This is a genomic window from Pseudomonas sp. TH39(2020), from assembly GCF_016650715.1.
GTDB lineage: Bacteria > Pseudomonadota > Gammaproteobacteria > Pseudomonadales > Pseudomonadaceae > Aquipseudomonas > Aquipseudomonas mandelii_C.
Map to the genome: position 1 here is coordinate 449,441 of NZ_JAEKFF010000003.1, position 24,554 is coordinate 473,994.

Sequence of the window (24,554 nt, forward strand, 5' to 3'; positions counted from 1 at the left end):
TTTTTTGCCCTAAGGCATTGGAGAAAACACTAAACGCAGCCTGATGTGCCACTATCAGCGACGATCCTCGTTGCGCTACAGCGCGCCAATTACTGACCACGCAACCACGGGTTAGTGCCGGTTCGACGGGCTGGGTTTCCATGTGGGTGACGGGCGGGAATGTTGCATTCCCCACTGCCGTCCAAAGTGACGAGCCAATACGCACAAACAAAAACGCCGCTCAAAGAGCGGCGTTTTTGCGTATGGAGCGGGAAACCCGGTTCAACTGTATGTTGCGAGCCTCAAGCGTTGCAGCTCCACGGACGGTCTCCATTCTCATCCTTGATGCGGGTCGGCAGGCCCATCACATCCAGCGCCTTGAGGAACGGCTCAGCCGCAAGCTCCTCGACGTTGGCCATGCGCTGCACGTCCCACTCGCCGCGGGCGACCAGCAAGGCGGCGGCCACGGGCGGCACGCCTGCGGTATAGGAAATGCCCTGGCTGTCAGTTTCCGCGTAAGCGTCTTCATGATCAGCCACGTTGTAGATGAACACCTCGCGCGGCTGGCCATCCTTGGTGCCCTTGACCAGATCGCCGATGCAGGTCTTGCCGGTGTAGCCAGGCGCCAGCGAGCTCGGATCAGGCAGCACGGCCTTGACCACCTTCAGCGGCACGACTTCCAGGCCTTCGGCGGTCTTGACCGGTTGCTCGGAGAGCAGGCCAAGGTTCCTGAGTACGGTGAACACATTGATGTAGTGCTCGCCGAAGCTCATCCAGAAACGCACGTTGGGCACGTCGAGGTTCTTCGACAGCGAGTGCACTTCATCGTGGCCGGTCAGGTACAGGTTCTGCGCGCCTACGACCGGCAGGTCGTCGGTGCGTTTGACTTCGAACATCGTGTTGCTGGTCCACTGACTGTTCTGCCAGCTCCACACTTGTCCGGTGAATTCGCGGAAGTTGATTTCCGGGTCGAAATTGGTGGCGAAATACTTGCCATGGGAACCGGCGTTGACGTCGAGAATGTCGATCGAATCAATGCGGTCGAAATACTGTTGTTGCGCCAGCGCTGCATAGGCGTTGACCACACCCGGGTCAAAGCCCACGCCGAGAATGGCGGTAATGTTCTTCTCTTTGCACTCTTCGAGGTGGTTCCACTCGTAGTTGCCATACCAGGGCGGAGTCTCGCAGATTTTGCCCGGTTCTTCGTGAATGGCGGTGTCCAGATAGGCCACGCCGGTATCGATGCAGGCGCGCAGCACCGACATGTTGAGGAAGGCGGAACCGACGTTGATGACGATCTGCGATCCGGTTTCGCGGATCAGCGCCTTGGTCGCTTCGACATCCAGGGCGTTCAGCGAGAAGGCCTGGATATCGGCGGGCACTTTGAGGCTACCCTTGGCCTTGACGCTGTCGATGATGGCCTGGCACTTGGAGATGTTGCGCGACGCGATAGCAATACGACCGAGTTCATCGTTGTGCTGCGCGCACTTGTGGGCCACCACCTTGGCGACACCTCCTGCACCAATGATAAGCACGTTCTTCTTCAATTTTTCTCTCTCTCCTTCTCTGCCAGCTTACGAAAGGCTGGACATGTAGTCGTTGTAACCAAACTCACGAACCACCTCGACGGTACCGTCGAGTTGTTTCACTACGATGGACGGCATTTTCAGGCCGTTGAACCAGTTCTTCTTGACCATGGTGTAACCCGCTGCATCGATGAACGACAGCCGATCCCCGATAGCCAGCGGACGATCAAATTGATACTCACCGAAAATGTCTCCGGCCAGGCAGGATTTGCCGCACACCATGTACGTGTGCTCACCCTCGCTGAGCGCCAGCTTGGCATTCAGGCGATAGATCAGCAGATCGAGCATGTGCGCTTCGATGGAGCTGTCCACGACTGCCAGGTGCTTGCCGTTGTAAAGGGTGTCGAGCACGGTGACTTCCAGCGAAGCGCTCTGCGTGATGGCCGCCTCGCCCGGTTCCAGGTAAACCTGCACGCCGTATTTTTGCGAGAAGGACTTGAGGCGCGCGCAGAACTCGTCCAGCGCGTAGCCTTCGCCCGTGAAATGGATACCGCCACCGAGGCTGACCCACTCGACCTTGTGCAGCAAGTCGCCGAAGCGTTCTTCGATGGTGCACAGCATCTGGTCGAACAGGCCGAAATCACCGTTCTCGCAGTTGTTGTGGAACATGAAGCCAGAGATCTGCTCGATGACCTGCTCGATCTTCACCGGGTCCCATTCGCCCAGACGGCTGAACGGCCGCGCGGGGTCGGCCAGCAGATAATCCGAGCTGCTCACCTGCGGATTGACCCGCAGGCCGCGCACCTTGCCGGCCGAAGCCTCGGTGTAGCGCTGCAACTGACCGATGGAGTTGAAGATGATCTTGTCGCAGTTTTCGAGCATCTCCTCGATCTCGTCATCGGCCCAGGCCACGCTGTAGGCGTGAGTCTCGCCCGCGAACTTCTGTCGACCGAGCTTGAGCTCGTAAAGCGACGACGACGTGGTGCCGTCCATGTATTGCTGCATCAGGTCGAACACCGACCAGGTGGCGAAGCACTTGAGTGCCAGCAGGGCCTTGGCCCCGGACTGTTCGCGCACATAGGCGATCTTCTGCATGTTCGCCAGCAGCTTTTGTTTGTCGATGAGGTAGTACGGCGTTTTGATCATTTCGAGGCGCCTCCGGCAAGGCCAGCCAAAAAAGGATGCGCATTGTGCCTTCACTGGCTACATATCGAAAGAGCAGGAAGCCCTCTCCAGGTGAAACGCGGTTCAATTTAAGTCCCAGGCACCCAGCAACCCAGAATGACGGTCATTGTCCCCAGGCCGTGTCACTCGCCGCGCTACTGATCCCGCCACAGATTCGCTACTATGTTTGACCGTTAGCTTTACCGCCAGCTTTCCTTAATCTGGAGCCCGAATGCCTAATCAAAAGGACATCGCCGCCGAAAGCGGCGCACCGATGATTCCTGAACAGCGCCGTGAATTGATGCTGCGACAGTTACGCAAGCATCAGGTGCTGAGCGTTCATCAGTTGATGGAAATGTTCGACTGTTCGCACATGACAATACGCCGCGACATCGCGTTGCTGGAGCAGGAAGGTCGAGCTTACTCGGTAACGGGTGGCGTGCGGATCGCCAGCCAGCTCCATAGTGAGCCCAGCCATCAGCTCAAGGCGGTGGTCGAGTTGCCACAGAAGCAGGCCATGGCCAAGCTCGCCGCCCGGCTACTGCATGCCGATATGACGATTTACCTGGATGCGGGAACCAGCACGCTGGAAATCGTCCCCTATATCAAAGCGCTGCCCGGCATGACCGTGGTGACCAATGACTTCGGCGTTGTCCAGGCGCTGATCGAAGCCCCCCATGTCACGGTGATTCATACCGGCGGGCAGCTGGATCACTCCAATCAATCGTGCGTGGGCGGCCTGGCGGTGGCCACCTTGCGCCAGGTCGTCACCGACATCGCGTTCATATCGACCAGCTCATGGGATTTGCGTCGCGGCCTTACCACGCCTTCGGCGCTGAAGGTGGAGGTGAAACAAGCCGCGATGCAATCAGCCTCGCAAGTGGTACTGGTGGCCAGCAGTTCGAAATACGGCACCTTCAGCATGTACAGGATTGCCGGGCTAGAGCAGTTCGACATTATCCTCAGCGACGATGCATTGACCCCGGCCGCGGCCGATGGCATTCGCAAACAGGGAGTCGAACTGTTGCTGCCGTCTGACAATACCCCGGTCTGAAACAACGGGCTCTTGCCTCCAGCAGAGCCCGCCGCCCCTTCTCTGTTGCGCTTAGCGCGCCTTCCACTCCCGCAACCATTGCAAGCCGGCAGACGTGTTGCCACGCGGCCGATATTCGCAACCTACCCAGCCGTCATAACCCAACTGGTCGATCAACTCGAACAGATAGGGATAGTTGACTTCTCCCAGGTCCGGTTCATGCCGGTCCGGCACGCCAGCGATCTGGATATGGCCGATTCCATCGAAGTCCCGACGCAGTTTGGTGGCCAGGTCGCCTTCAACGATTTGGCAGTGATAACAGTCGAACTGAACCTTCAGGTTACTGGCGCCTACTTCCTTGCAGATGGCCTGGGCCTGGTCCTGCCGGTTGAGGAAAAAGCCCGGCATGTCTCGTGTATTGATCGGTTCCAGCAGCACCGTGATACCGACCTTGGCCGCCCGGGCGGTGGCATAGGCCAGGTTTTCCAGATAAATGGCGTGATGCCGTGCCCGATCACTCTCGGAAGGCAGGAGGCCGGCCATGACATGGATGCGCGAGTTACCCAGCACGCCGGCGTACTCCAGGGCGCGATCGAAACCGCGACGAAATTCACTCTCCCGGCCCGGCAACGACACCGTGCCCCGCTCACCCGCCACCCAATCACCGGGCGGCGCGTTGAACAGTGCCTGCACCAGGCCGTTGTCGCTCAAGCGTTGCTTGAGTTCTTCAGCGCTGTAGTCGTAGGGGAACAGATACTCCACCGCTTCGAAACCATCGGCGGCCGCGGCGGCGAAGCGATCCAGAAACGCATGTTCCGGGTAGAGCATGCTGAGGTTGGCAGCAAAACGAGGCATGGTAGCTCCTGAGATAAAGAATCAGACAAAGGGCCAGATCAGCAGGGTAATACAGAAACCCAAGGTGCCGAGCAAGGTGGTCAACACCGTCCAGGTGCGCAAGCCGTCGGCCACGGTCAGTCCGGACAACTTGGTGAAGATCCAGTAACCGGCGTCATTGATATGGGACATGGCCAACCCGCCACCGCCCATGGCCAGGCACAGCAGCGCCATGTGATTGGCAGTGAGATCGAGGGTCGCAATCAGCGGGCTGATGATGCCGGCAGTGGTCACCAGCGCCACCGTCGTCGAGCCCTGCACCGCGCGCAACAGCATGGTCAGCAAAAAGCCCAGCGCCAGCACCGGCAGACCGGTAGTGCGCAGCATATCGGAGACGACAGCGCCGATTCCGGTATCCACCAGCACCTTGCCAAACACCCCGCCGGCACCGGCAATCAGGATCACCATGGCCACACCGGGCAAGGCCGAGCCGATCACATCAGACACCTGCGTACGGCTCCAGCCCCGACGCGAACCCAGCAACCAGGCACACAGCAACGTGTCGATCAGCAGCGCCACCAGCGGTGCGCCGAGCACAGTCATGATGCCGCGCAGGGTCGATTCGGCAGGCAGCAACGAGGTGGACAGCGTCCCCAGCAGGATCAGAATGATCGGTAGCGCGATCAGGCTGACGATCATACCGAAACCCGGTGGTGGCGCCGGCGGCAACTTGGACACGATGCTGCTGGTGGACTCTTCCAGACCCATGTGCGACACGGCCACAGCCGCTCGCCCAGCGCTCTTGTCGTTGCCATTGGACCAGGCGGCCAGATCCTCGTTGGTGACATGCGGGCCATACACCTCGGCACGAATATCGTCGGTCATCGGGTACACCCGACGGGTCATGCGCCCGGCCACGCGGTAGCCGACATAGCAAAGGAACGCGGTGATCGGCAGACCGAACATCAGCACGCGGCCCAGGTCCGCGCCCAACTGACTGGCAGCGGCCACTGCGCCCGGGTGTGGCGGCAGGAAGGCGTGTACGGTCAACAAGGCCGCGCACATCGGCAATGCGAAGACCAACAGCGGCTTACGCGCACTGCGCGCAATGCCATAGGCCAGCGGCATCAAGATGATCACGCCGACCTCGAAGAACACCGGCACCCCGACCATGAACCCGGCAATCGTCAGCGCCAGCGGTGTACGCCGGTTGCCGAAACGAGTGATCAGGGTCTTGGCCAGCGCCTCGGCGCCACCGGAGAGTTCGATGATTCGCCCGATCATCGCGCCCAGGGCAATGATGATCGCGATATGGCCCAGGGTCTTACCCATGCCGCCCTCGATGGTCGCCACCAGATCGGCCGGTTTCACCCCGGCCACCAGCGCCACCAGAATACTCACCAGCATCAAGGCCACGAAGGGCTGGAACTTGTACTTGAGCACCAGGAACAACAACAGCGCGATGCCCACCCCTGCGGTAATCATCAGGACTAACGGGCTCATTTCAGAACCCCTCCACGCCGGGTAAACGAAACGGTTCTGCCACTGAATCTGAAAATGCCGCTGTGAAGGTGAGTCATGCTTGGATTTCCTGTTGTTATTGTTTTTTCAGGCAAGCCGGGTCCGTCTAGAGTCGCTACGCGTCTCATGTACAGGGCCTGCTGTATCGATTTGTTGTGTTAAGCCAGCGCTTTACCAGGTCGCGCCGAAGGTCTCTCGCAACTCGTCCAAAGCCGCCTGGTCCAGAGGCTCCGGTTTGGGATGGCTCATCAGCCAGAGCCGCGCAGTTTCCTCAAGCTCCTCCAAGGCGTAACTGGCCCTGGATACCGAACTTTCCCAGACCACCGGGCCAAGCCGTTCGAGCATCACGCCGCGAACACTATTGGCCAGCTGCGCGACTTGCTCGGCAACCTTCGGCGAACCGGGTCGCTGGTAGCCAATCAATGGGATATGCCCGACTTTCATGACCTGATACGGCGTCAGCGGCGGCAGAATGTCGTCTGCCTGCCAGACACCGGCCAGCGTCAACGCCACCAGATGGGTGGAGTGGGTATGCACCACGCCGCCGACACTCGGGTTGCGGTCGTAGACCTGGCGGTGCAGCGCCAGGGTCTTGGAAGGCTTGTCACCGGACACCCATTCGCCGGCCAGATTGACCTTGGCGATGGTCGCGGGATCGAGGCGCCCGAGGCAGACATCGGTCGGTGTGATCAACCAGCCGTCGTCCAGGCGCGCGCTGATATTGCCGGCGCTGCCGACGGTGTAACCGCGCTGGTAAAGGCTGCGGCCAACTTCACAGATCTCTTCGCGCAGGGCGTTTTCGTTACTCACTGCACACCTCCGGCGAGTTGGCTCAAGGCTTTGCCGAAGAAGTCGCGACCACCGAAGTTGCCCGATTTAAGTGCCAGCGCCAACGGTTCGTCAGTACTGCTGACAGTCGCCGGCACACCCGGATCGATCTGCGCGCCGATCTGCAGCAGCTGTACGCCCAACGCCTGAACCACCGCGCCCGACGTTTCTCCGCCGGCAATCACGAAACGGCGCACGCCACTCTGGCGCAGACCTTGAGCAATTTCGCCAAAGGCGTTTTCCACCAGGCTTCCAGCCTGCTCGACACCCAGTTGCTGTTGCACCGACTTGACCTCATCCGGTGAGCTGGTGGCGTAGATCAATACGGTTTGTTCGTTATCACGGGCGAAGGTCAAGGCTTGCGCCACCACCGGTTCACCCGCAGCCAAGGCCAACGGATCAATCCGCAAGGCCGGCCGACCGGCTTCGAGCCAGGCCGCCACTTGTCCATTGGTGGCGATCGAAGCACTGCCGGCCAACACCACTTCCCCGCCGAACACCGCCGGAAGCTTCGAGGCATCGAGGTCGCGCAGCTTGCCCGCGCGACGGAAATTTTCCGGCAAGCCCAAGGCCAGCCCCGAACCACCCGTCAACAACGGCAGATCGGCACAGGCGGTGCCGAGGGTGTACAAATCGCTGTCCGACAAGGCATCAGCGATGGCCATGCCGACACCTTCAGCCCTCAGCTCTGCGATTCGCGCGCGCACCGACTCAGCGCCGCGGGCAATGGTGTCGTAGCGCAACAGGCCGACATTCAGACGGGTCTGCGATTGCAACACCCGAACCAGATTGGCATCGGTCATTGGCGTCAGCGGATGCTGCTGCATGCCTGACTCGCTGAGCAGATGATCCTGCACAAACAAGTGGCCGCGAAAGATTGTCCGGCCATTCTCCGGAAACGCCGGGCAGGCCAGGGTGAAGTCGCTACTCAGCGCCGCCAGCAGCGCTTCGCTGACCTGGCCAATATTGCCGGCCGCGGTGGAGTCGAACGTCGAGCAGTATTTGAAGAAGATCTGTTCGCAGCCTTGCTCGCGCAGCCAGGCCAGTGCGGCGAGGGACTGTTCGACCGCGTCGGCGACAGGAATGGTGCGCGACTTCAGGGCAATGACGATCGCATCGGCGTCAAGCCCGGCAGCGACGTCTGCGCTCGGGATACCGATGCTTTGCACGGTACGCATTCCGCCGCGCACCAGCATGTTGGCAAGGTCCGTGGCACCGGTGAAATCGTCGGCGATGCAGCCCAGCAGCGGGCGTGCGGTGGAGGTAGTCATGGGGTGTTCCTCAAACGGGCTCGGGCTTCAAACGGACTGGGGCTTGGCAGTCGGCAATTCGATGCCCGGGAAAATCTTGATCACCGCCGAGTCGTCTTCACGACCGAAGCCGGCACTGGACGCCTGCATGAACATCTGGTGAGCGGTGGCCGACAGCGGCAACGGGAATTTGCTGGCCCGGGCGGTATCCAGTACCAGGCCCAGATCCTTGACGAAAATATCCACCGCGGACAACGGCGTGTAGTCAGCCTTGAGAATGTGCGGTACGCGGTTTTCGAACATCCAGGAGTTACCGGCGCTATGGGTGATCACCTCATAGAGTGCATCGGCATCGACCCCTTCACGCAGGCCCAGCGCCATGGCTTCGGCAGAGGCGGCAATATGCACACCGGCGAGGAGCTGGTTGATGATTTTGACCTTCGACCCCAGGCCATGAACGTCACCCAGGCGATAAACCTTGCCGGCCATACCCGCCAGGATTGATTCAGCCTTGGTATAGGCGTCGGCCGGCCCCGAGGTCATCATGGTCATCTCGCCAGCGGCAGCCTTGGCGGCGCCACCGGAAATCGGTGCATCCAGATAAAGCAGGCCCAACGCGGCCAGGCGCTGGCCCAGATCCACCGCATAAGTCGGGGCTACGGTGGCGCAGCCGATCACCAGACTGCCCGGCCGCAGTGCGGCCACGGCACCACCCTCACCAAACAGTACGGTTTCGGTCTGCTCGGCGTTGACCACCACGGTCACTATCACGTCGCACTCAGCTGCCATGTGCGACGGCGAAGAGCAAGCCACACCACCCTCCCCGGCAAACTGTTCAGTCACCGCAGCCCGCACATCACAGGCATGCACATTGAAACCGCTGCGCAACAACGAGCGGGCAATGCCCAACCCCATCGCGCCCAGACCGACAACACCGACATTCTTGTTATTCATGGGGTACTCCAGAGGAAAGCAGCGACTGCTTGCGCGCCTGCAAGGCGCAGACATTGGCCGCGTTGTAGAGAGGGCTGCGGTAGACAGGATCAGCGCCGAGCGGATAAACCCGCTGAAGGGCACTGTCATTCAGCACATGAGTCGGGATCTCATCGAACATCAAGGCAATCCTGTTTTTGTCGTGTTATCAGGTTGTCATACCGGCTGGTGGAGATCATCTACCAATGATCAGATTATGTGAAGTATTTTTTCGATATAACATTTTTTAACATGCCCTGCGGGTCCTCGGTAATCCCATACGTGATCTGTAGCAGCTGTCAAGCTTGCGAGGCTGCGTCCGGCTGCGCAGCAGTCGTAAACCCTGAGCGCGCGGTTTTCCTGATACACCGCATTGCCTGATTTCACGACTGCTGCGCAGCCGGACGCAGCCTCGCAAGCTCGACAGCTGCTACAGAGCCGGACGCAGGCTTCGACAGCTGCTACAAGGCATGCGTTTCTGCGCCCGGCGGTGTGGCAAGTTTTGAGCACTGACTTACACTGCGATACACCCAATGCGAACGAATCAATGTTCAACAGATCGATAGGTTCCATGGCAATCCGGGGATCACGTAATGATCTGGGTGAAGCCAACATGAAAACGGTCACGACCCTTTTCACCTGTCTGCTCGCTGCCAGCGTTTGCGCGGCGACGAGCACCTGCGCAAATGCTGCGTCGTTCAAGACCAGCTTCGACTGCGCCACGGCAAGGGCATCCGTCGAAAAGCTGATCTGCCGCGATTCGCAACTGGCACAGATGGATATCGAATTGACGCGTCTTTATCGCCTGGCGCTCACCGATGAACGTTCAGTACCGCGGCCAGACAAAATCGTGATCGACCAGCAGTTCTGGATCGACTCCCGTAATCGGTGTGCGTCCACGTCTGAGCCCAAGGCATGCACGATCCGAAGTTATGCCGAGCGCGCGCACCAGCTACGCCAAGGCTCGGCCATTGTGAGAACCAAGGATCCAGACCGGCTCACCGAAGGCCCATTGGTTTTTCGTTGTACTGGGTTTAACGCACTGATTGCCGCCACCTTCTTTAACACGCAGCCAGGTGTCGTGTACCTGAAATGGGCGAGCACCTCGATCACCCTGAGCCAGGTGCCGAGTGATTCGGGCACCCAATACACCGGCAAGGATTCCCAGGGAAACTACCGCTTCTGGCAAGACGGCAACGGGGTGATTTTCCAGAAGCCAGGCTCAGGGGCAATGAGTTGTACGGCTGAGCCGGTGAGCTGATTTCTCTGGGGCACGTCCGGAAAATCAAGCGTCGCTATTCCGATATTTCAGCCGCGACACTTCTGTAGCAGCTGCCGAGCTTGCGAGGCTGCGTTCGGCTGCGAAGCAGTCGTAAAATCAGTCATTGCGGTACGTCAGGCATACCGCGTCAGCCGGATTCACGACTGCTACGCAGCCGAACGCAGCCTCGCGGGCTCGGCAGCTGCTACAAAAGTGTCGCGGCTGGCCGGCCCTCTTTCACGTACTCGGCGATTTATGCCACGGATAGCCTTTCGCACTGAGTTCAAAGGCGTAATCGAACAAGCGCTTCATGTACTCGCCATCGAATCTGTGATTGCGAGAAATATCAAAGTCGGAGCCGATGTACGCCAGATTGAAGTCCGCGCCATCCTGCTGTGCAATTCGGTAAATGCGATCCAGATCGCTGATCCCCTGAGTCTGGATCAATGCGCTGATGGCGCGACCGCCGATGCTCAAGGTGCGGCGCTTCGTTCCCGACCACTGCAACTCCAGTTTGCCGTTGCGAATGACATAAAAATGCCGTTCATCACGCATACGCGCCCCGGTCACGCGGTTCAGCGCCATCACAGTGCCGGGAGGGTAAAGGAACACCTGAGTCAGGACGCCTCCGTCCACGTGCATTTCCTGAAACTGTTGTCCGTCAACCTCCACGTCGATCATGACGGGTGAGACGGCGCCGGGAATACTCATCGAGGCGATCATGATGTTGCGAAACAGGTCGAGCGCGCCGGATGCCTGGCTGGAGGCAATAGCGCCCATGTTCCAGGTGACCGGGCGTCCTGAATCAAGGTCAGTGGTGCCGATCATCAGAAGACGTCCTTTGGCGTATTCCGACGCGATTGCCGCAAGGACCTCGGTAGTGATGTGCTGTGCAATGAGCCGCGACAGTGGCTTGCTATGCGCCATACCATCGCTGGCAAGACGGGTCAGCATGTTGCGCGGATGGAAAATGTCTTTTGGACCGACTGCATTGCAGATACCCAGAATGACACCGTCGTACTGAGGCCCCAGGTAGGCAAACGGGGCGACCAGGGCGCCAGCGCTAATGCCGGTGACGACTTTGAACACGGGTCGAGTCCCATGCAGGGTCCATCCCGCAATGATGCCCCCCGCGAATGTGCCTGCATCGCCGCCCCCCGAAACGGCCAACATGCTTGCCAGCGGCAGGGTGTCGTTGGGCAGCCCTGCGCTGGTGAGCGCCTCGGCTTCTCGAAGGTTGGCCTGACTCACATCCCGAATGAACGGCGTCAGATCCTGGTCCAGCCAGTAGCGAGCATCTGGAATGCCAGGGATGAGCGCTTTTTCCGTTAACGTTGGCGGCACCGCATCACGGCGTTGCAGGCACGCTTGACGCAACATGTTCAGCGTTGAGGCGCTAGGCCTGAGCAGGAATGTTTTCAAAACGCCTCCTCCGCCCCCTGCAATCGACAAAGAACGCGCTCAATGCAACGGCAAGACGCCTTGCCGATCACGCACGTTCCACACACCCATGACTACTTTCTCAATCAGGCGCCGGTCTTCTGAAGACCAGCAGTTTGCCGGTGGCTCGCTGCACGACCTTATCGTTTTGATTGAGTGTTTCCATGAACAAGGTCACCACGCCCCGCTCCGGCTTGGAGCTGGACGGCTCGATGGCCTGCACGGTGCATTGCAGACGCAACAGATCGTCTGGGTAGGTCGGCGTCGGCCAGCTCAACTCGATGCCCAGGCCTATGATCCCGTCAGCCAATGGCACGCTTTCCACCAACAGCTTCATGGTCAGGGCGGCGGTGTTCCAGCCACTGGCTGCCAGACCACGGAACAGGCTCAGCTCGGCGGCTTCAGGATCGAGGTGAAACGGTTGCGGGTCGAACTCCTGAGCAAAGGCCAGCATCGACGCTCGATGGACACGCAGGCTGTCGCTTTCGAACTGCTGACCCAGGCTCAGGTCATCGAGGTAGAGCTTTTCCCAGGAATGGATGGTCATGATTCAACCCTCTTCAGGCGTAGCTGATGTCGCTGAGGTCGATAGCCACCAGCACGTCATTCCTGTCGGCCTGGCCGTCATCCCCGCGTCGATAGGCACGCCGTTTGCCGGGCATGCGCAGCCCGTCTGCTTCAACGTAGTCATGAACATACTGCGCGGCAGGCAGGCCACCACTCACGTCCACGTTGTAGTCATGTCGACGAAGCAGGAAGTCCTCGCCGAAATAGAAATCCTGCACCGGGCAGTGGGTGGCGATGTTCTCGGGAAAGGTCACCTGCAATCGTCGCCAGCGCTGTGTTCCCTCTTGCCAGGGCTCGACTTCCTCGGTCAGGACACCCGGCAAGGTGAACAGGAAAGGCATGGTCAGGTAGGACCAGAGCGCGTAACCGTTGAAGTACGCTCGCTGAAGTGGATCCCAAGGGGTTGTTTCCCCGTGACCGCGAAAGGATTCCCGGGGCGCTGATCGCTCGGCAATCACCTTGCCCTCGGTGGTTTCGATGGCGATGCGGTCTGGCGTGTAGGCCGTCCGTTGATCAGGCCCACCGAATGGCATCACCGAAGCGCGCTGTTCATCCAGCCAAACGGTCATCTGCCGGGGTGCGTTGTCCTGCGTCAGCCCTTTCATGCCCCATAGCGAGCCGCCGGTCACGATCGTGGCGCGAACTTTACCGAAGTGGTTCCAGCGTTCCAGACCACCATGGGCGATCAGCACCTGGTCCAGCAGTTGATGATTCTGTGCAGTCATGGCGGCAGCCCTGCTCGTCAGGACGAGTGGCCTGAACACCTTTTATGCTAGCGCAAGCCCGGGCAGTCATAACGTCGGCGGGACGTCCGGTCTGTTCTGCGGCTGATCCTCCACCCATTGCCAGAACAACTGATAGCCGACCGCAAGCACCACCGGGCCGATGAACAGACCGAGGATACCGCTGGTGACCATGCCGCCCAGGGCACCGATCAACACCACCGGCATCGGCACATCGACACCGCGCCCCAGCAGCAAAGGCTTGAGTACGTTATCCACCAGGCCGGCAACGAACACATAGATGGCAAAAACAATGCTCGCCGTACTGGCCCCTTCGGTGGCGAACACATACGCAATCACGGGCACTGTAATCAGCGTCGCCGGTAATTGCATGATGCCGAGCAGCAGCACCGCCAAGGCAAGCAGGCCGGCGCCGGGAACGCCCTTGACCACGAAACCGAGGCCGACCAGCAGCATCTGGATGAAGGCGATGCCGACGACCCCCAGCGCCACCGCACGAATCGTAGCGGTACACAGTTCGGCAATTTTCGGTCCTTTGCCCGGACCGCTGATGCGGGACGCGATCTGTATCGCACTGCGCGTGCCGCTCTCGCCATAAGCCATGAAAATGCCGGCGATGATCAACGCAAAGATAAAGGTGAGGAACCCCATGCCGACGCCGGCGAGTTTGCCCAGAAAGCCGATGCTGAATTGCTTGATCTGCGGCAGGTACTTCGCTGTCAACTCGGGAAGATCGGTTGAGGCCTGCAGCCATATGGCAGAGATAGGCTTGCCCACTAAAGGCCAGGCAGCGACTGAATCGACGGGGGGCGGAATATGGAAGTTGCCGTCCTTGACGATGGTCCTGGCCTGATCGATCGAATCGACCAGGGAGGTGCCCAACAGATAGACCGGCACCATGAGAACAACGATGGAGAAAAGCACGATCAGCGTCGCAATGAGCCCGTCTTTGTGGCCCAGCGGCCCCCGGAGCCGCTGTTGCAGCGGGTAAAGGGTGATCGCCATAATCAGCGACCACAGCATGAGGTCGCGGAACGGGCTGAAGATCTGAAAGCAGAACAGCACCAGTACGGTAATCAACCCCGCACGGATCAAAACATCGAGCAGATTGCGTGTGAACGCCTTCTCGGAGCTGGATGTGGGCACCATTGCTGCCTCCTTGCAGATCGCTGCAGAGGGATGAGATCGGTTAGCCCAGCATAGACGCTCAATGGAAAACGTGAGAAATCACCGCAGCTTCAGCGGATCAACCAGTTCAGCGGCGATGGCCATGCCCACCAGGTCCGGCAAGGTATTGGCCTGCATGCGTTTCATCACCCGAGAGCGATACAGATCGACGGTTTTTGCGCTCACGCCCAGTTGTTCAGCGATTTCACGGGTGGTGTAACCCTGGACCAGCGGCAGCAAGACATCGCGCTCCCGTGGGGTCAGTGTCAGCAAGCGTGCCTGCAAGGCATCGTGCCCCTGATTGCCTGAACGGTTTGCTGCGCAGTTACTGAGCGCCTGTTGCACGCTGTCCAGCAGCAATTGCTCGTTATAGGGCTTCTCGATGAAGTCATGGGCGCCCGCCTTGAAGGCGCGGACCACGATCGGCACATCCGCATGCCCGCTGACGAAAATGATCGGCAGGTTCAGTTCACGTGCGCGCATTTCTTCCTGCACGTTCAAACCGCCCATGCCGGGCATGCGAACATCGAGCAGCACGCAGGCATCGAGCGTGGCATCACAAGCATTGAGAAACTCCACGCCACTGGTAAACGGCAAGGCTTTGAGCCCTACCGATTCCAATAACCAGACCGTTGAGTCGAGCATGCCTTGATCGTCGTCGACCACATACACCACGTGCTCCGTCACACCTGCCATTACGTTATTCCTGTTGTTGTTTTGTTGGGCCGGCCAGCGGCAAGCGGCAGCACATGAGCAGCCCGACAGGTTGGCGTCGGGCCTGCAATTCGCCACCGAAACCTTCGATGATGCTGCGGCTCATGGACAAGCCAAGTCCCAGGCCATCGGCCTTGCTGGTATAGAACGGGGTAAATATCTGCTCCAGTTCGGGCTCGCTGACGCCCGGTCCCTGGTCTTGCACACTGATTTCCACGGTTGCACCACCGCCCTGCCCCGCAGCCATCACGATCAGTGAAGGTTGCCCCGGATGTTGTTCGCGGTTGGCGTCGATGGCATTGCGTAACAGATTGAGCAGGACCTGCTCCAGCAGCACCCGGTCGGCATAAATCGGCGGCAGATTATCCGGCAGGCGATCCTCGATTGTCACTTGGCAATTGCTCGCTTCCCAGGCACATAAACGCACAGCCTCGCGGGCGACGTCGGTGAAATTCAGGGCTTGCATCCGGCGTTGTCCCTTGCGCAGAAACGCGCGCAAACGTCTGATCACTTCTGAAGCATGCGTGGCGTGATGGGTAATGCGCTCCAGCCCTTGCGCCACTCGGGCGGCGGCTTGGGGATTGGAATCCAGCGTCTGTAAATAGCGCTGGCTGGCATTGGCGTAATTGACCACCGCCGCCAACGGCTGGTTGATTTCGTGTGCAATGCCCGAGGCCAACTCACCCAGGGTGACCAACCGCGCGGTGTGCGCCAGTTCGTCCTGATGGCGACGCTGTTGCACCTCACGCAGTTCACGCTCGGTCATGTCCCGCGCAACCAGGGAGTAATAGCGTTCACCGCCGGCCGAACGGTGCGCCAGCAGCACCAGCGACACCGGCACTGAAGTGCCGCCTCCTGGTGGCTGCAATCGCGCATCGGTGCTCCAGACACCGTCGCGTTCGGCGCTGTTCCAGCCATCACGCTGCAGACGTGCCAGGTCGGCGCTGCCGAACAACGCCGCCAGGGCTGGCATCGGTTGTTGCTCGTCGATCCCGAGGATGCGCCGCGCCGCTGGATTGAGGTAAGTGACCTGCCCCTCGGGGTCGATGAACAACACGGGATCGGTGTTGGCCTCGACGACTTCCGCCAGGCGCCGCTTGTTCTCCTCGGCCTGCACGCGGGCGGTAATGTCCCGGGAGACACTGACCACTTCGACCACCGCCCCGGTGTAGGTTTCACGAATCGCCCGGCTCGCGGTTTCAAACCACAGGTAATGCCCGTCGCGATGGCGAATGCGATAGGTCATCGTGTGATAACCGTCCTGCTCCAGGGCATCCCGCGCGCGCTGCACCAGGCTGGCCAGGTCCTGACCATGGAACAGGCCCTGGGCCATTTGCCCGCGCAACTCCTCCGGCCAGTAGCCGAGCAATGTCCAGGACGCCGGCGAGGCATCGAGAAAGCGCCCGTCCGGTGTGTGTCGGGAAATCAGGTCGGTGGTGTTCTCGATGATCAGCCGGTACAACCGGCGTGCCGTGGCTGCTTCACGCTCGGCCAGCACTTGCGCCGTGGCATCGCGGCAACGGGCGAGCACGCGGTTGTCCTGGGGATCGGGGATAAACGTCCAGATCAGGATCTGCGCTTCAAACTGGGCTTCGACCCCTTCGATGGCGCGTTGCTGGTCCAGGCAGGCGCGTACCAGCACCCGGTGATTCACCGGCAAAAAGCCCAGCACATCGGTCAGCGGTTTTTCGGCGAGCAATGCCAACAGCGCGGCATTGAATTCCAGTGGTCGGCCCTGGGCATCGAGCAACAGACTCGGTTGCGGGTCGTGGCCCAACAGCGGCGAGCCGCGTAGCATGCCGTTGACGCTGCTCAGCAAAGTTGTGAGCAAGTCCTGCACCCAACCCAGCCAATCAAGACTCACGCCCTCGCACACTTCCACCAGCAACAACCCCGGCTGCCCCGGTTGCAAGGCCAGATCAAACACCTGGCCATGGCTGATAGCGGCCCGGCGCAGTCGCCCGGCCAACCAGCAATCGAGTTGCCGTACTTGCGCCAGATCCAGCCGCCCCGCTTCGACCAGCCGATTGAACAGCAGCTGATCGCTGGCCAGCGAAGGGTCGCCCAGCCCCGGTGGAAAATGCTGGGCAGCGCCCTCGTGGCTGTAAATCCGCGCATTGGCCTGCCAACTCAGATAAACCGCGCGGCGCACCTCGGGGCAATCCTGCAACGCACGGCACAATGCATCGGCCCGGGCGGCCAGAGGCACACCCTCGCGCTGCAGGCGCAACCAGCTGTGCAATCGAACGGGAGTCAGGGTCATCACAGGTCCGCTTCGTTGGGGGAGCCAAGGATATACCGGCCTTGGCGGTGTGACTGTATTGATTTAGACCAGCCAGAATCAAATATAGTACATGTCCTATATGACGTAGGTTGTACTTCCATATCGGTAGCTGAATGTTATATAAAGCAAACCGGACATAAAAGGTGCCCTCAGCGGCGACGCTGCGAGGTCATCTATAGAGCTAACAATCAGCCACCGAGTACCCGCACATGTCGATCTATGAACAAGGGCTAGGCCCTGCGGCTGTCAATCATATTGCCTTGTCTCCGCTCAGTTTCATCGAGCGCACCGCCAGCGTTTATCCAGACTACCCCGCCGTCATCCATGGCTCTATCCGCCGCACCTGGGCGCAGACCTACACCCGCTGCCGCCGTCTGGCTTCGGCGCTGGCCGGTCGCGGCATCGGCAAGAACGACACGGTGGCGGTGATGCTGCCCAACATTCCCGAGATGCTTGAAGTGCACTTCGGCGTGCCGATGATCGGCGCGGTGCTCAACCCGCTCAACGTGCGCCTGGATGCCGAAGCCATTGCCTTCATGCTGCAACATGGCGAAGCCAAGGTGCTGATTACCGACCGCGAGTTCCATGATGTGATTCACGCGGCAATCGGCATGCTGGATCACCCGCCGCTGGTCATTGACGTCAATGACCCGGAATACGGCGAAGGCCAGGCTGTCAGCGATCTGGACTATGAAGCGCTGTTGGCCGAAGGCGACCCGGCCTTCGCCTGGCAGTGGCCCGATGATGAGTGGCAAGCCATCTCGCTGAATTACACCTCAGGTACCACGGGCAACCCCAAAGGCGTGGTTTACCACCATCGCGGTGCTTACCTGAACTCGTTGGGCAACCAGATGACCTGGGCCATGGGCAACCACCCGGTGTACCTCTGGACCCTGCCGATGTTCCATTGCAACGGTTGGTGCTACCCGTGGATTATCACGGCCATGGCCGGTGTGCATGTGTTCCTGCGCCGTGTCGATCCGCAGAAAATCCTCACGCTGATCCGCGAGCATCAGGTCACCCATCTGTGCGCCGCGCCGATCGTGCTCAATGCCTTGGTCAACATGCCGGAATCGGCGAAAGCGGCGATCGATCACCCGGTCAACGCGATGGTCGCCGGTGCCGCGCCACCGGCCAAAGTGATCGGTGCCGTGGAAGAAATGGGCATCAAAGTCACCCACGTGTATGGCCTGACCGAAACCTATGGTCCGGTGACGCTCTGCGCCTGGCATGCCGAATGGGATGAGTTGCCGCTGGACGAACGGGCGCAAATCAAATCCCGCCAGGGCGTGCGCTACCCGACGCTCGAAGGCGTGATGGTCGGCGATTCGAAGACGCTGGAGCCGACCCCGCGAGATGGTCAGACCATCGGTGAGATCTTCATGCGCGGCAACACCGTGATGAAGGGCTACCTGAAGAACCCGACCGCTACGGCCGAAGCATTCGAAGGCGGCTGGTTCCACACCGGCGACCTGGCGGTGTGTCATCCGAACGGTTATGTCGAGATCAAGGACCGACTCAAGGACATCATCATTTCCGGCGGCGAGAACATTTCCACCATCGAACTGGAAGGTGTGCTCTATCGCCATCCGGGTGTGATGGAAGCGGCCGTCGTCGCCCGTCCCGATGAGAAGTGGGGCGAAACGCCCTGCGCCTTTATCACGTTGAAGGCCGATCACCAGGACGTTCGCGAGGCCGACATCATCAGTTTCTGCCGCGAGCATCTGGCCGGTTTCAAAGTCCCGCGCACTGTGGTTTTCACCCTGCTGCCGAAGACTTCAACCGGCAAGATCCAGAAGTACGTTCTGCGCGACAGGGCCAAGGCGCTCTAACCCGAACCAACGTTGTACCCGTCAAGCGGCCGGTGTTTTTACCGGCCGCTTCGGGCTCGTGCAGGCCGGATTCGGCGCTGCCCTGCCCCCACACACTGATAACAAAAACAATGTGGAGCCACCCATGATCGACATCCATTCAACCGATACCCAACGCTGTGAACGCATTCGGTCCAACCCGAAATTCCTTCAATTGGTCAGCAGCCGTTCGCGCCTGGCCTGGTCGCTAAGTGCTGCCGTGCTGGGCACTTACTACGCGTTCATGCTGGTGGTGGCGTTTGCGCCGCAATGGTTGCATGCACCGCTCGCCGAGCATCGGATGTTGACCCTGGGCATGCCGGTTGGCGCGGCGATCATCATTTTTTCCTGGCTACTGACCGGTTGGTACGTCTACAGCGCCAACACCCGCTTCGATGCACTGGGCGCCGCCATTCTCGAGGAGAGCAAGTGATGACTCTCCTCCGTAAACTTCTCCTCGCCGCTGCCGGGCTATTGCCGGCCTCCGTTGTGCTGGCTGCGCCCGCGCTGGGTGTGGTGGAAAAACAGCCGCTCAACCTGCATGCGATCGGCATGTTCTTCGTCTTTGTGCTGGGCACATTGGCCATCACTTGGTGGGCCGCTCGGCAAACCAAATCCACGTCTGACTTCTACACCGCGGGCGGTGGCATCACCGGGTTCCAGAACGGCTTGGCAATTGCCGGTGACTACATGTCCGCCGCCACGCTGCTGGGGCTGTCCAGCCTGGTGTTCGCCAAGGGCTACGACGGCTTCATCTATACCATCGGCTTCTTCGTCGGCTGGCCGATCATCACCTTCCTGATGGCCGAGCGTCTGCGCAACCTGGGGCGCTACACGTTTGCCGACATCGTGTCCTATCGTCTGGACCAGAACAAAGTGCGGATATTCGCCGCGTTTGGCTCGTTGACGGTGGTGTGCTGCTACCTGATCGTGCAGATGGTCGGTGCCGGTCAGTTGATCAAATTGCTGTTTGGTCTCGACTACCCGGTTGCGGTAGTAATCGTCGGCGCACTGATGCTGGTTTACGTGATCTTCGGCGGGATGATCGCCACCACCTGGGTGCAGATCATCAAGGCTGTGTTGCTGCTTGCTGGCGGCACGACCCTGGCGTTCATGGCCATGTCGCAGTTCGGCTTCAGCTACGAAACCCTGGCCACCAAAGCCGTCGAAGCCCATGCCAGCGGCTGGAACATCATGGGCCCCGGTTCAATGCTCGCCGACCCGATCAACACTGCTTCGATGTCACTGGGACTGGTGTTCGGAATTGCCGGTCTGCCGCACATTCTGATGCGCTTCTTCACCGTGCCTAACGCCAAGGAAGCGCGTAAGTCGGTGTTCTACGCCACGGGTTTCATCGGTTTCTTCTTCCTTGTTGTCTGCACCCTGGGCTTTGCCGCAATGGTCATCATCGGCACCGACCCGCAGTACTACGTCAATGGTGAAGTCGGCGGCGCCTTGATTGGCGGCGGCAACATGGTCGCCATGCACCTGGCCAAAGCGGTCGGTGGCAACCTGTTCTTCGGTTTCCTCTCGGCCGTGGCCTTCGCCACCATTCTTGCGGTGGTTTCCGGGCTGGCCCTGGCCGGTGCCTCGGCGATATCCCACGATCTCTACGCCACGGTGTTCAAGAAGGGCAAAGCCAGCCAGAAACAGGAAATGCGCGTGACCCGCATGGCCACTGTCGGCCTGGGCATCATCGCGATTCTGCTGGGCATTCTGTTCGAGAAGATGAACGTCGCGTTCCTGGTGGGCCTGACCTTCGGCATCGCCGCATCGACCAACTTCCCGGTGCTGATCATGGCCATGTACTGGAAAGGCCTGACCACCAAAGGCGCGATCATCGGCGGTTTCGCCGGCCTGATCTGTGCGCTGGTGCTGGTGATTCTCTCGCCAGCCGTCTGGGTCACCGTGCTCGGCCATGCTCACGCGATCTTCCCGTACGACCACCCGGCGCTGTTCTCCATGCCGCTGGCGTTCCTGGTGATCGTCGTGGTGTCGAAACTCGACCGCAGCGTGCGGGCCGACAAGGAGCGTGACGCTTACGCCGACCAGTTCGTTCGCGCCCAGACCGGCCTCGGTGCTGCCAGCGCTTCCGCCCATTGATAGAAAGGGCACGGCCTGCTCCAGCGGCGCCGTGCCCATCGCACAACCTTTTGAGGTTTACGTTATGCCCGAATTCAACGCCCCGCTGCGCGACATGCGCTTTGTGCTGCATGAAGTGTTCGACGCCCCGGCCCTGTGGGCACGCCTGCCAGCCCTGGCCGACAATGTCGACGCCGCCACCGCTGACGCCATTCTTGAGGAGGCGGCCAAAGTCACCTCGCACCTGATTGCGCCATTGAATCGCAGCGGTGACGAGGAAGGCGCCCAGTGGGTCGATGGCCAGGTCAGCACGCCAATCGGTTTCAAACAGGCTTATGCCACCTACATCGAAGGCGGCTGGGTGGGCCTTTCCGGTAACGCCGATTTCGGCGGCATGGGCATGCCGAAGATGCTCGCCGTGCAGTTCGAAGAAATGCTCTACGGCGCCAACTCCAGCTTCGCGCTGTATTCGGCGTTGAGTTCCGGTGCCTGTCTGGCGCTGGATGCCCACGCCAGCGACACCCTGAAAAACCTCTACCTGCCGCCGATGTACGAAGGCCGCTGGGCCGGTTCGATGTGCCTGACCGAAGCCCACGCCGGGACTGATCTGGGGATCATCCGCACCCGCGCAGAACCTCAGGCCGACGGCAGTTTCAGCATCACCGGCAGCAAGATCTTCATCACCGGTGGCGATCAGGACCTGACCGAAAACATTGTCCATCTGGTGCTGGCCAAACTGCCGGACGCACCGGCGGGACCGAAAGGCATCTCACTGTTCGTCGTGCCCAAAGTGCTGGTCAATGCCGACGGTTCCCTCGGCGATGCCAACGCCGTGAGTTGCGGTTCGATCGAACACAAGATGGGCATCAAGGCCTCGGCCACCTGCGTGATGAACTTCGACGGCGCCAGCGGCTGGCTGGTCGGCGAAGCCAACAAAGGTTTGGCGGCGATGTTCACCATGATGAATTACGAACGCCTGTCCATCGGCATTCAGGGCATTGGCTGCGCCGAGGCGTCCTATCAGAGCGCCGTCGCCTATGCACGTGAACGTGTTCAGAGCCGCGCGCCGACCGGCGCTACTGCTCCAGACAAAGTGGCCGACCCGATCATCGTTCACCCCGACGTGCGTCGCATGCTGCTGAGCATGAAAGCCATGACCGAGGGTGGCCGTGCGTTCGCCAGTTATGTCGGGCAGCAACTGGACCTCGCGAAGTTTTCCGATGACGCCAAGGAACGCGACAGCGCGCAAACCCTGGTCGCGCTGCTGACGCCGGTGGCCAAGGCGTTTTTCACCGACACCGGCCTCGAAAGCTGCATCAACGGCCAGCAAGTGTTCGGCGGTCATGGCTACATCCGTGAATGGGGCCAGGAACAATTGGTCCGTGACGTGCGCATCGCGCAGATCTACGAAGGCACCAACGGCATTCAGGCCCTGGACCTGCTCGGACGCAAAGTGCTCGCCGATAAGGGCTTCGCGCTGCGCCAGTTCACCGGCGAGATCCGCCATTTCGCCCATCAGCCTGACGCACCCTACTCCGCTCAACTGTTCGATGCCGTGCAGCGTCTGGAAGACCTGAGCGACTGGCTGCAGGACCAGGCCGCGACCAATCGCAACGAAGTCGGCGCCGCGTCGGTGGAGTATTTGCACCTGTTCGGTTACGTCGCCTACGCCTGGCTTTGGGCACGCATGGCACAGGTTGCCAAGCAAAAGCTGCACGAAGACGAAGGGTTTTATGGCGCGAAAATCGCCACCGCCGACTTCTATATCCACCGCCTGTTGCCGCGCATTTTGAGCCTGGAGCAATCCATCCGCGCGGGCAGTGCCTCGTTGTTTGGCCTAAGTGCCGAACAGTTCTAACGATTGAACCGCACGCGGCGCCACGCTCCTATCTTTTGGGCGTCCGCGTTTTTTTATTGATAAGCCCTCGCCCTCCTGGCGAGGGCCGTGGGACCTGTCTTTCCATAATAAAAACAAAGGGGCTTCACCATGGACCGCAACACCCGCACCCTCGCTACCCGACTGTTGCTGGCCGGCGGCGTCATCAGCCTCTCGGCCCCCGCCGCTGCGGACTTTGTCAAAGACAGCAAGGCCAGCCTTGAGTTGCGCAACTTCTATTTCAACCGTGACTATCGCCAGGACAACGCCGCCCAATCCAAACAAGAGGAATGGGCCCAGGGTTTCCTGCTGCGCTATGAATCGGGATTCACCGAAGGTTTGATCGGTGTCGGTTTCGATGCCATCGGCCTGGTCGGCGTCAAGCTCGATTCCAGCCCTGATCGCGCGGGCTCTGGCCTGCTCAAACGTCACAGAGACACGAGCAAAGGTGCGCAGGACGAGTACGGCGAATTGGGCCTGACCGCCAAAGTGCGAGCCTCGAAAAGCACACTGAAACTCGGCACGCTGCTGCCGAAACTACCGACGGTACTGGCCAACGATTCACGGCTGTTGCCACAAACCTTCGAGGGCGGTCAGTTGACGTCGCTGGAAGTCGAAGGCCTGACCTTGGATGCCGGGCGACTGACGCAGGTCAATCAGCGCGACTCCTCGGACTACGAGGACATGGGCATCACCCGCACTGGCGCCAAGGGCATCACCACACGTCATCTCACTAGCGACAGCTTTGATTTCGCCAGCCTGAACTATAAATGGACCAGTAACCTCGCCACTGGCTACAGCTACGGTCACCTCGACAATTTCTACAGCCAGCACCTGGTCAACCTGACCTACGTGTTGCCGGTGACGACGGGGCAGTCGCTGAAGACGGATCTGCGCTTTGCCCGTTCAACGGATGATGGCGGCAGCAATGTCGATAACAACGCCATTGGCGCGATGTTCACCTATAACCTCGGCGGGCATGCGTTGGGCCTGGGTTATCAAGGCATGAGCGGCGACACGGGCTACGCCTACATCAACGGCACCGATGCCTTCCTGGTGAACTTCGTACAGATCGGCGACTTCGCCAGCAAAGACGAAAAATCCTGGCAGGCTCGCTACGACTACAACTTTGCGGCCATCGGCGTTCCGGGCCTGACCTTCATGACCCGCTACCTCACCGGCGACAATATCGATTTGGGCGGCAATCGTCCGGAAGGCAAGGAATTGGAGCGTGATACCGACATTGGTTATGTCGTGCAGAGCGGGCCGTTGAAGAATGTCGGGGTGAAATGGCGTAACGCGACGGTGCGCTCGACCAACTTCGGCAGCGACCTGGATGAAAACCGCCTGATCGTCAGCTACACCTTGCCGATCTGGTAAGTCAGTTCTGGCAGCACAAGGGGGACTCGCTTGACGGCGCAGTCTCCTTTTTGCTGCTGGATTTGTGCTGTGATGGCGGGCCT

At 60.2% G+C, this 24,554-nt stretch carries 21 protein-coding genes; 7 read left to right on the top strand and 14 right to left on the bottom strand.

What is annotated here, in order from left to right; translation table 11 throughout:
- Window positions 1-281: 281 nt before the first annotated feature.
- Window positions 282-1,526 carry a saccharopine dehydrogenase family protein gene (locus JFU47_RS04430; RefSeq protein WP_201181277.1) on the bottom strand — a complete coding sequence of 415 codons (1,245 nt, stop codon included), beginning with the start codon at window positions 1,524-1,526 and terminating at the stop codon, window positions 282-284.
- Window positions 1,527-1,553: 27 nt separating this feature from the next.
- Complete coding sequence (gene nspC / locus JFU47_RS04435) at window positions 1,554-2,651, bottom strand: carboxynorspermidine decarboxylase (protein WP_201181279.1); 1,098 nt, start codon at window positions 2,649-2,651, stop codon at window positions 1,554-1,556.
- 250 nt (window positions 2,652-2,901) lie between these two features.
- Between nspC and JFU47_RS04440 the strand changes: the two genes are divergently transcribed.
- Window positions 2,902-3,723 carry a DeoR/GlpR family DNA-binding transcription regulator gene (locus JFU47_RS04440; RefSeq protein WP_140682906.1) on the top strand — a complete coding sequence of 274 codons (822 nt, stop codon included), beginning with the start codon at window positions 2,902-2,904 and terminating at the stop codon, window positions 3,721-3,723.
- Window positions 3,724-3,774: 51 nt separating this feature from the next.
- Here the strand turns inward: JFU47_RS04440 and otnI are convergent, their stop codons facing one another.
- The 6 genes from otnI to JFU47_RS04470 form a co-directional block, all read right to left on the bottom strand.
- Window positions 3,775-4,557, bottom strand: a complete 783-nt coding sequence (gene otnI, locus JFU47_RS04445) for a 2-oxo-tetronate isomerase (protein WP_201181281.1) — start codon at window positions 4,555-4,557, stop codon at window positions 3,775-3,777.
- Window positions 4,558-4,578: 21 nt separating this feature from the next.
- On the bottom strand, window positions 4,579-6,039 hold the full coding sequence (locus JFU47_RS04450) for a GntT/GntP/DsdX family permease (protein WP_201181283.1): 1,461 nt from the start codon (window positions 6,037-6,039) through the stop codon (window positions 4,579-4,581).
- Window positions 6,040-6,228: 189 nt separating this feature from the next.
- Window positions 6,229-6,867 carry a 3-oxo-tetronate 4-phosphate decarboxylase gene (gene otnC, locus JFU47_RS04455; RefSeq protein ID WP_140682897.1) on the bottom strand — a complete coding sequence of 213 codons (639 nt, stop codon included), beginning with the start codon at window positions 6,865-6,867 and terminating at the stop codon, window positions 6,229-6,231.
- The gene (gene otnK / locus JFU47_RS04460; RefSeq protein WP_201181285.1) at window positions 6,864-8,156 is read right to left on the bottom strand and encodes a 3-oxo-tetronate kinase; all 1,293 of its coding nucleotides are present in this window, start codon (window positions 8,154-8,156) and stop codon (window positions 6,864-6,866) included. Before otnK ends, otnC begins: the two co-directional genes overlap by 4 nt.
- Before the next feature lie 27 nt (window positions 8,157-8,183).
- Window positions 8,184-9,089, bottom strand: coding sequence for an L-threonate dehydrogenase (gene ltnD / locus JFU47_RS04465; RefSeq protein ID WP_095132767.1), 906 nt, complete (start codon window positions 9,087-9,089; stop codon window positions 8,184-8,186).
- Complete coding sequence (locus tag JFU47_RS04470) at window positions 9,082-9,249, bottom strand: hypothetical protein (RefSeq protein WP_170206641.1); 168 nt, start codon at window positions 9,247-9,249, stop codon at window positions 9,082-9,084. The genes ltnD and JFU47_RS04470 overlap by 8 nt, the downstream gene beginning before the upstream one ends.
- Before the next feature lie 471 nt (window positions 9,250-9,720).
- Here JFU47_RS04470 and JFU47_RS04475 point away from each other — a divergent pair, with 471 nt between their 5' ends.
- On the top strand, window positions 9,721-10,368 hold the full coding sequence (locus JFU47_RS04475) for an MliC family protein (RefSeq protein WP_123364437.1): 648 nt from the start codon (window positions 9,721-9,723) through the stop codon (window positions 10,366-10,368).
- Between the two features lie 237 nt (window positions 10,369-10,605).
- Here JFU47_RS04475 and JFU47_RS04480 read toward each other — a convergent pair whose 3' ends face one another.
- The 6 genes from JFU47_RS04480 to JFU47_RS04505 all read right to left on the bottom strand — a co-directional run bounded on the left by JFU47_RS04480 (window position 10,606) and on the right by JFU47_RS04505 (window position 17,262).
- Entirely contained in the window at window positions 10,606-11,790 is a 1,185-nt protein-coding gene (locus JFU47_RS04480) for a patatin-like phospholipase family protein (protein WP_140682885.1), read from the bottom strand.
- A 100-nt stretch (window positions 11,791-11,890) separates the two neighbouring features.
- Window positions 11,891-12,355 (bottom strand): MaoC family dehydratase, encoded by a 465-nt coding sequence (locus JFU47_RS04485; protein WP_140682882.1) that lies wholly within the window; start codon window positions 12,353-12,355, stop codon window positions 11,891-11,893.
- Between the two features lie 13 nt (window positions 12,356-12,368).
- Window positions 12,369-13,100, bottom strand: coding sequence for a hypothetical protein (locus JFU47_RS04490; protein ID WP_201181287.1), 732 nt, complete (start codon window positions 13,098-13,100; stop codon window positions 12,369-12,371).
- A gap of 66 nt (window positions 13,101-13,166) precedes the next feature.
- Window positions 13,167-14,267 carry an AI-2E family transporter gene (locus tag JFU47_RS04495; RefSeq protein WP_201181297.1) on the bottom strand — a complete coding sequence of 367 codons (1,101 nt, stop codon included), beginning with the start codon at window positions 14,265-14,267 and terminating at the stop codon, window positions 13,167-13,169.
- Window positions 14,268-14,345: 78 nt separating this feature from the next.
- Window positions 14,346-14,981 (bottom strand): response regulator transcription factor, encoded by a 636-nt coding sequence (locus JFU47_RS04500; RefSeq protein WP_201181299.1) that lies wholly within the window; start codon window positions 14,979-14,981, stop codon window positions 14,346-14,348.
- 4 nt (window positions 14,982-14,985) lie between these two features.
- Entirely contained in the window at window positions 14,986-17,262 is a 2,277-nt protein-coding gene (locus JFU47_RS04505) for a PAS domain-containing sensor histidine kinase (protein ID WP_201181301.1), read from the bottom strand.
- Between the two features lie 230 nt (window positions 17,263-17,492).
- Here JFU47_RS04505 and JFU47_RS04510 point away from each other — a divergent pair, with 230 nt between their 5' ends.
- From JFU47_RS04510 to JFU47_RS04530, 5 genes are all read left to right on the top strand, one after another.
- Entirely contained in the window at window positions 17,493-19,115 is a 1,623-nt protein-coding gene (locus JFU47_RS04510) for an acyl-CoA synthetase (protein ID WP_201181303.1), read from the top strand.
- 124 nt (window positions 19,116-19,239) lie between these two features.
- Entirely contained in the window at window positions 19,240-19,566 is a 327-nt protein-coding gene (locus tag JFU47_RS04515) for a DUF485 domain-containing protein (RefSeq protein ID WP_008146418.1), read from the top strand.
- Window positions 19,566-21,236, top strand: coding sequence for a cation acetate symporter (locus JFU47_RS04520; RefSeq protein WP_201181305.1), 1,671 nt, complete (start codon window positions 19,566-19,568; stop codon window positions 21,234-21,236). The genes JFU47_RS04515 and JFU47_RS04520 overlap by 1 nt, the downstream gene beginning before the upstream one ends.
- Before the next feature lie 64 nt (window positions 21,237-21,300).
- Window positions 21,301-23,073 carry an acyl-CoA dehydrogenase C-terminal domain-containing protein gene (locus JFU47_RS04525; RefSeq protein WP_201181307.1) on the top strand — a complete coding sequence of 591 codons (1,773 nt, stop codon included), beginning with the start codon at window positions 21,301-21,303 and terminating at the stop codon, window positions 23,071-23,073.
- A gap of 129 nt (window positions 23,074-23,202) precedes the next feature.
- On the top strand, window positions 23,203-24,471 hold the full coding sequence (locus tag JFU47_RS04530; RefSeq protein WP_201181309.1) for an OprD family porin: 1,269 nt from the start codon (window positions 23,203-23,205) through the stop codon (window positions 24,469-24,471).
- Window positions 24,472-24,554 lie beyond the last annotated feature (83 nt).

What these genes read in the sequence shown, in the direction of transcription:
- nspC (WP_201181279.1), bottom strand. Translation starts at nt 2,651, where the DNA reads ATGATCAAAACGCCGTACTACCTCATCGACAAACAAAAGCTGCTGGCG.
- JFU47_RS04440 (WP_140682906.1), top strand. Translation starts at nt 2,902, where the DNA reads ATGCCTAATCAAAAGGACATCGCCGCCGAAAGCGGCGCACCGATGATT.
- otnI (WP_201181281.1), bottom strand. Translation starts at nt 4,557, where the DNA reads ATGCCTCGTTTTGCTGCCAACCTCAGCATGCTCTACCCGGAACATGCG.
- JFU47_RS04450 (WP_201181283.1), bottom strand. Translation starts at nt 6,039, where the DNA reads ATGAGCCCGTTAGTCCTGATGATTACCGCAGGGGTGGGCATCGCGCTG.
- otnK (WP_201181285.1), bottom strand. Translation starts at nt 8,156, where the DNA reads ATGACTACCTCCACCGCACGCCCGCTGCTGGGCTGCATCGCCGACGAT.
- ltnD (WP_095132767.1), bottom strand. Translation starts at nt 9,089, where the DNA reads ATGAATAACAAGAATGTCGGTGTTGTCGGTCTGGGCGCGATGGGGTTG.
- JFU47_RS04470 (WP_170206641.1), bottom strand. Translation starts at nt 9,249, where the DNA reads ATGTTCGATGAGATCCCGACTCATGTGCTGAATGACAGTGCCCTTCAG.
- JFU47_RS04475 (WP_123364437.1), top strand. Translation starts at nt 9,721, where the DNA reads ATGAAAACGGTCACGACCCTTTTCACCTGTCTGCTCGCTGCCAGCGTT.
- JFU47_RS04485 (WP_140682882.1), bottom strand. Translation starts at nt 12,355, where the DNA reads ATGACCATCCATTCCTGGGAAAAGCTCTACCTCGATGACCTGAGCCTG.
- JFU47_RS04490 (WP_201181287.1), bottom strand. Translation starts at nt 13,100, where the DNA reads ATGACTGCACAGAATCATCAACTGCTGGACCAGGTGCTGATCGCCCAT.
- JFU47_RS04495 (WP_201181297.1), bottom strand. Translation starts at nt 14,267, where the DNA reads ATGGTGCCCACATCCAGCTCCGAGAAGGCGTTCACACGCAATCTGCTC.
- JFU47_RS04500 (WP_201181299.1), bottom strand. Translation starts at nt 14,981, where the DNA reads ATGGCAGGTGTGACGGAGCACGTGGTGTATGTGGTCGACGACGATCAA.
- JFU47_RS04505 (WP_201181301.1), bottom strand. Translation starts at nt 17,262, where the DNA reads ATGACCCTGACTCCCGTTCGATTGCACAGCTGGTTGCGCCTGCAGCGC.
- JFU47_RS04510 (WP_201181303.1), top strand. Translation starts at nt 17,493, where the DNA reads ATGTCGATCTATGAACAAGGGCTAGGCCCTGCGGCTGTCAATCATATT.
- JFU47_RS04515 (WP_008146418.1), top strand. Translation starts at nt 19,240, where the DNA reads ATGATCGACATCCATTCAACCGATACCCAACGCTGTGAACGCATTCGG.
- JFU47_RS04520 (WP_201181305.1), top strand. Translation starts at nt 19,566, where the DNA reads ATGACTCTCCTCCGTAAACTTCTCCTCGCCGCTGCCGGGCTATTGCCG.
- JFU47_RS04525 (WP_201181307.1), top strand. Translation starts at nt 21,301, where the DNA reads ATGCCCGAATTCAACGCCCCGCTGCGCGACATGCGCTTTGTGCTGCAT.
- JFU47_RS04530 (WP_201181309.1), top strand. Translation starts at nt 23,203, where the DNA reads ATGGACCGCAACACCCGCACCCTCGCTACCCGACTGTTGCTGGCCGGC.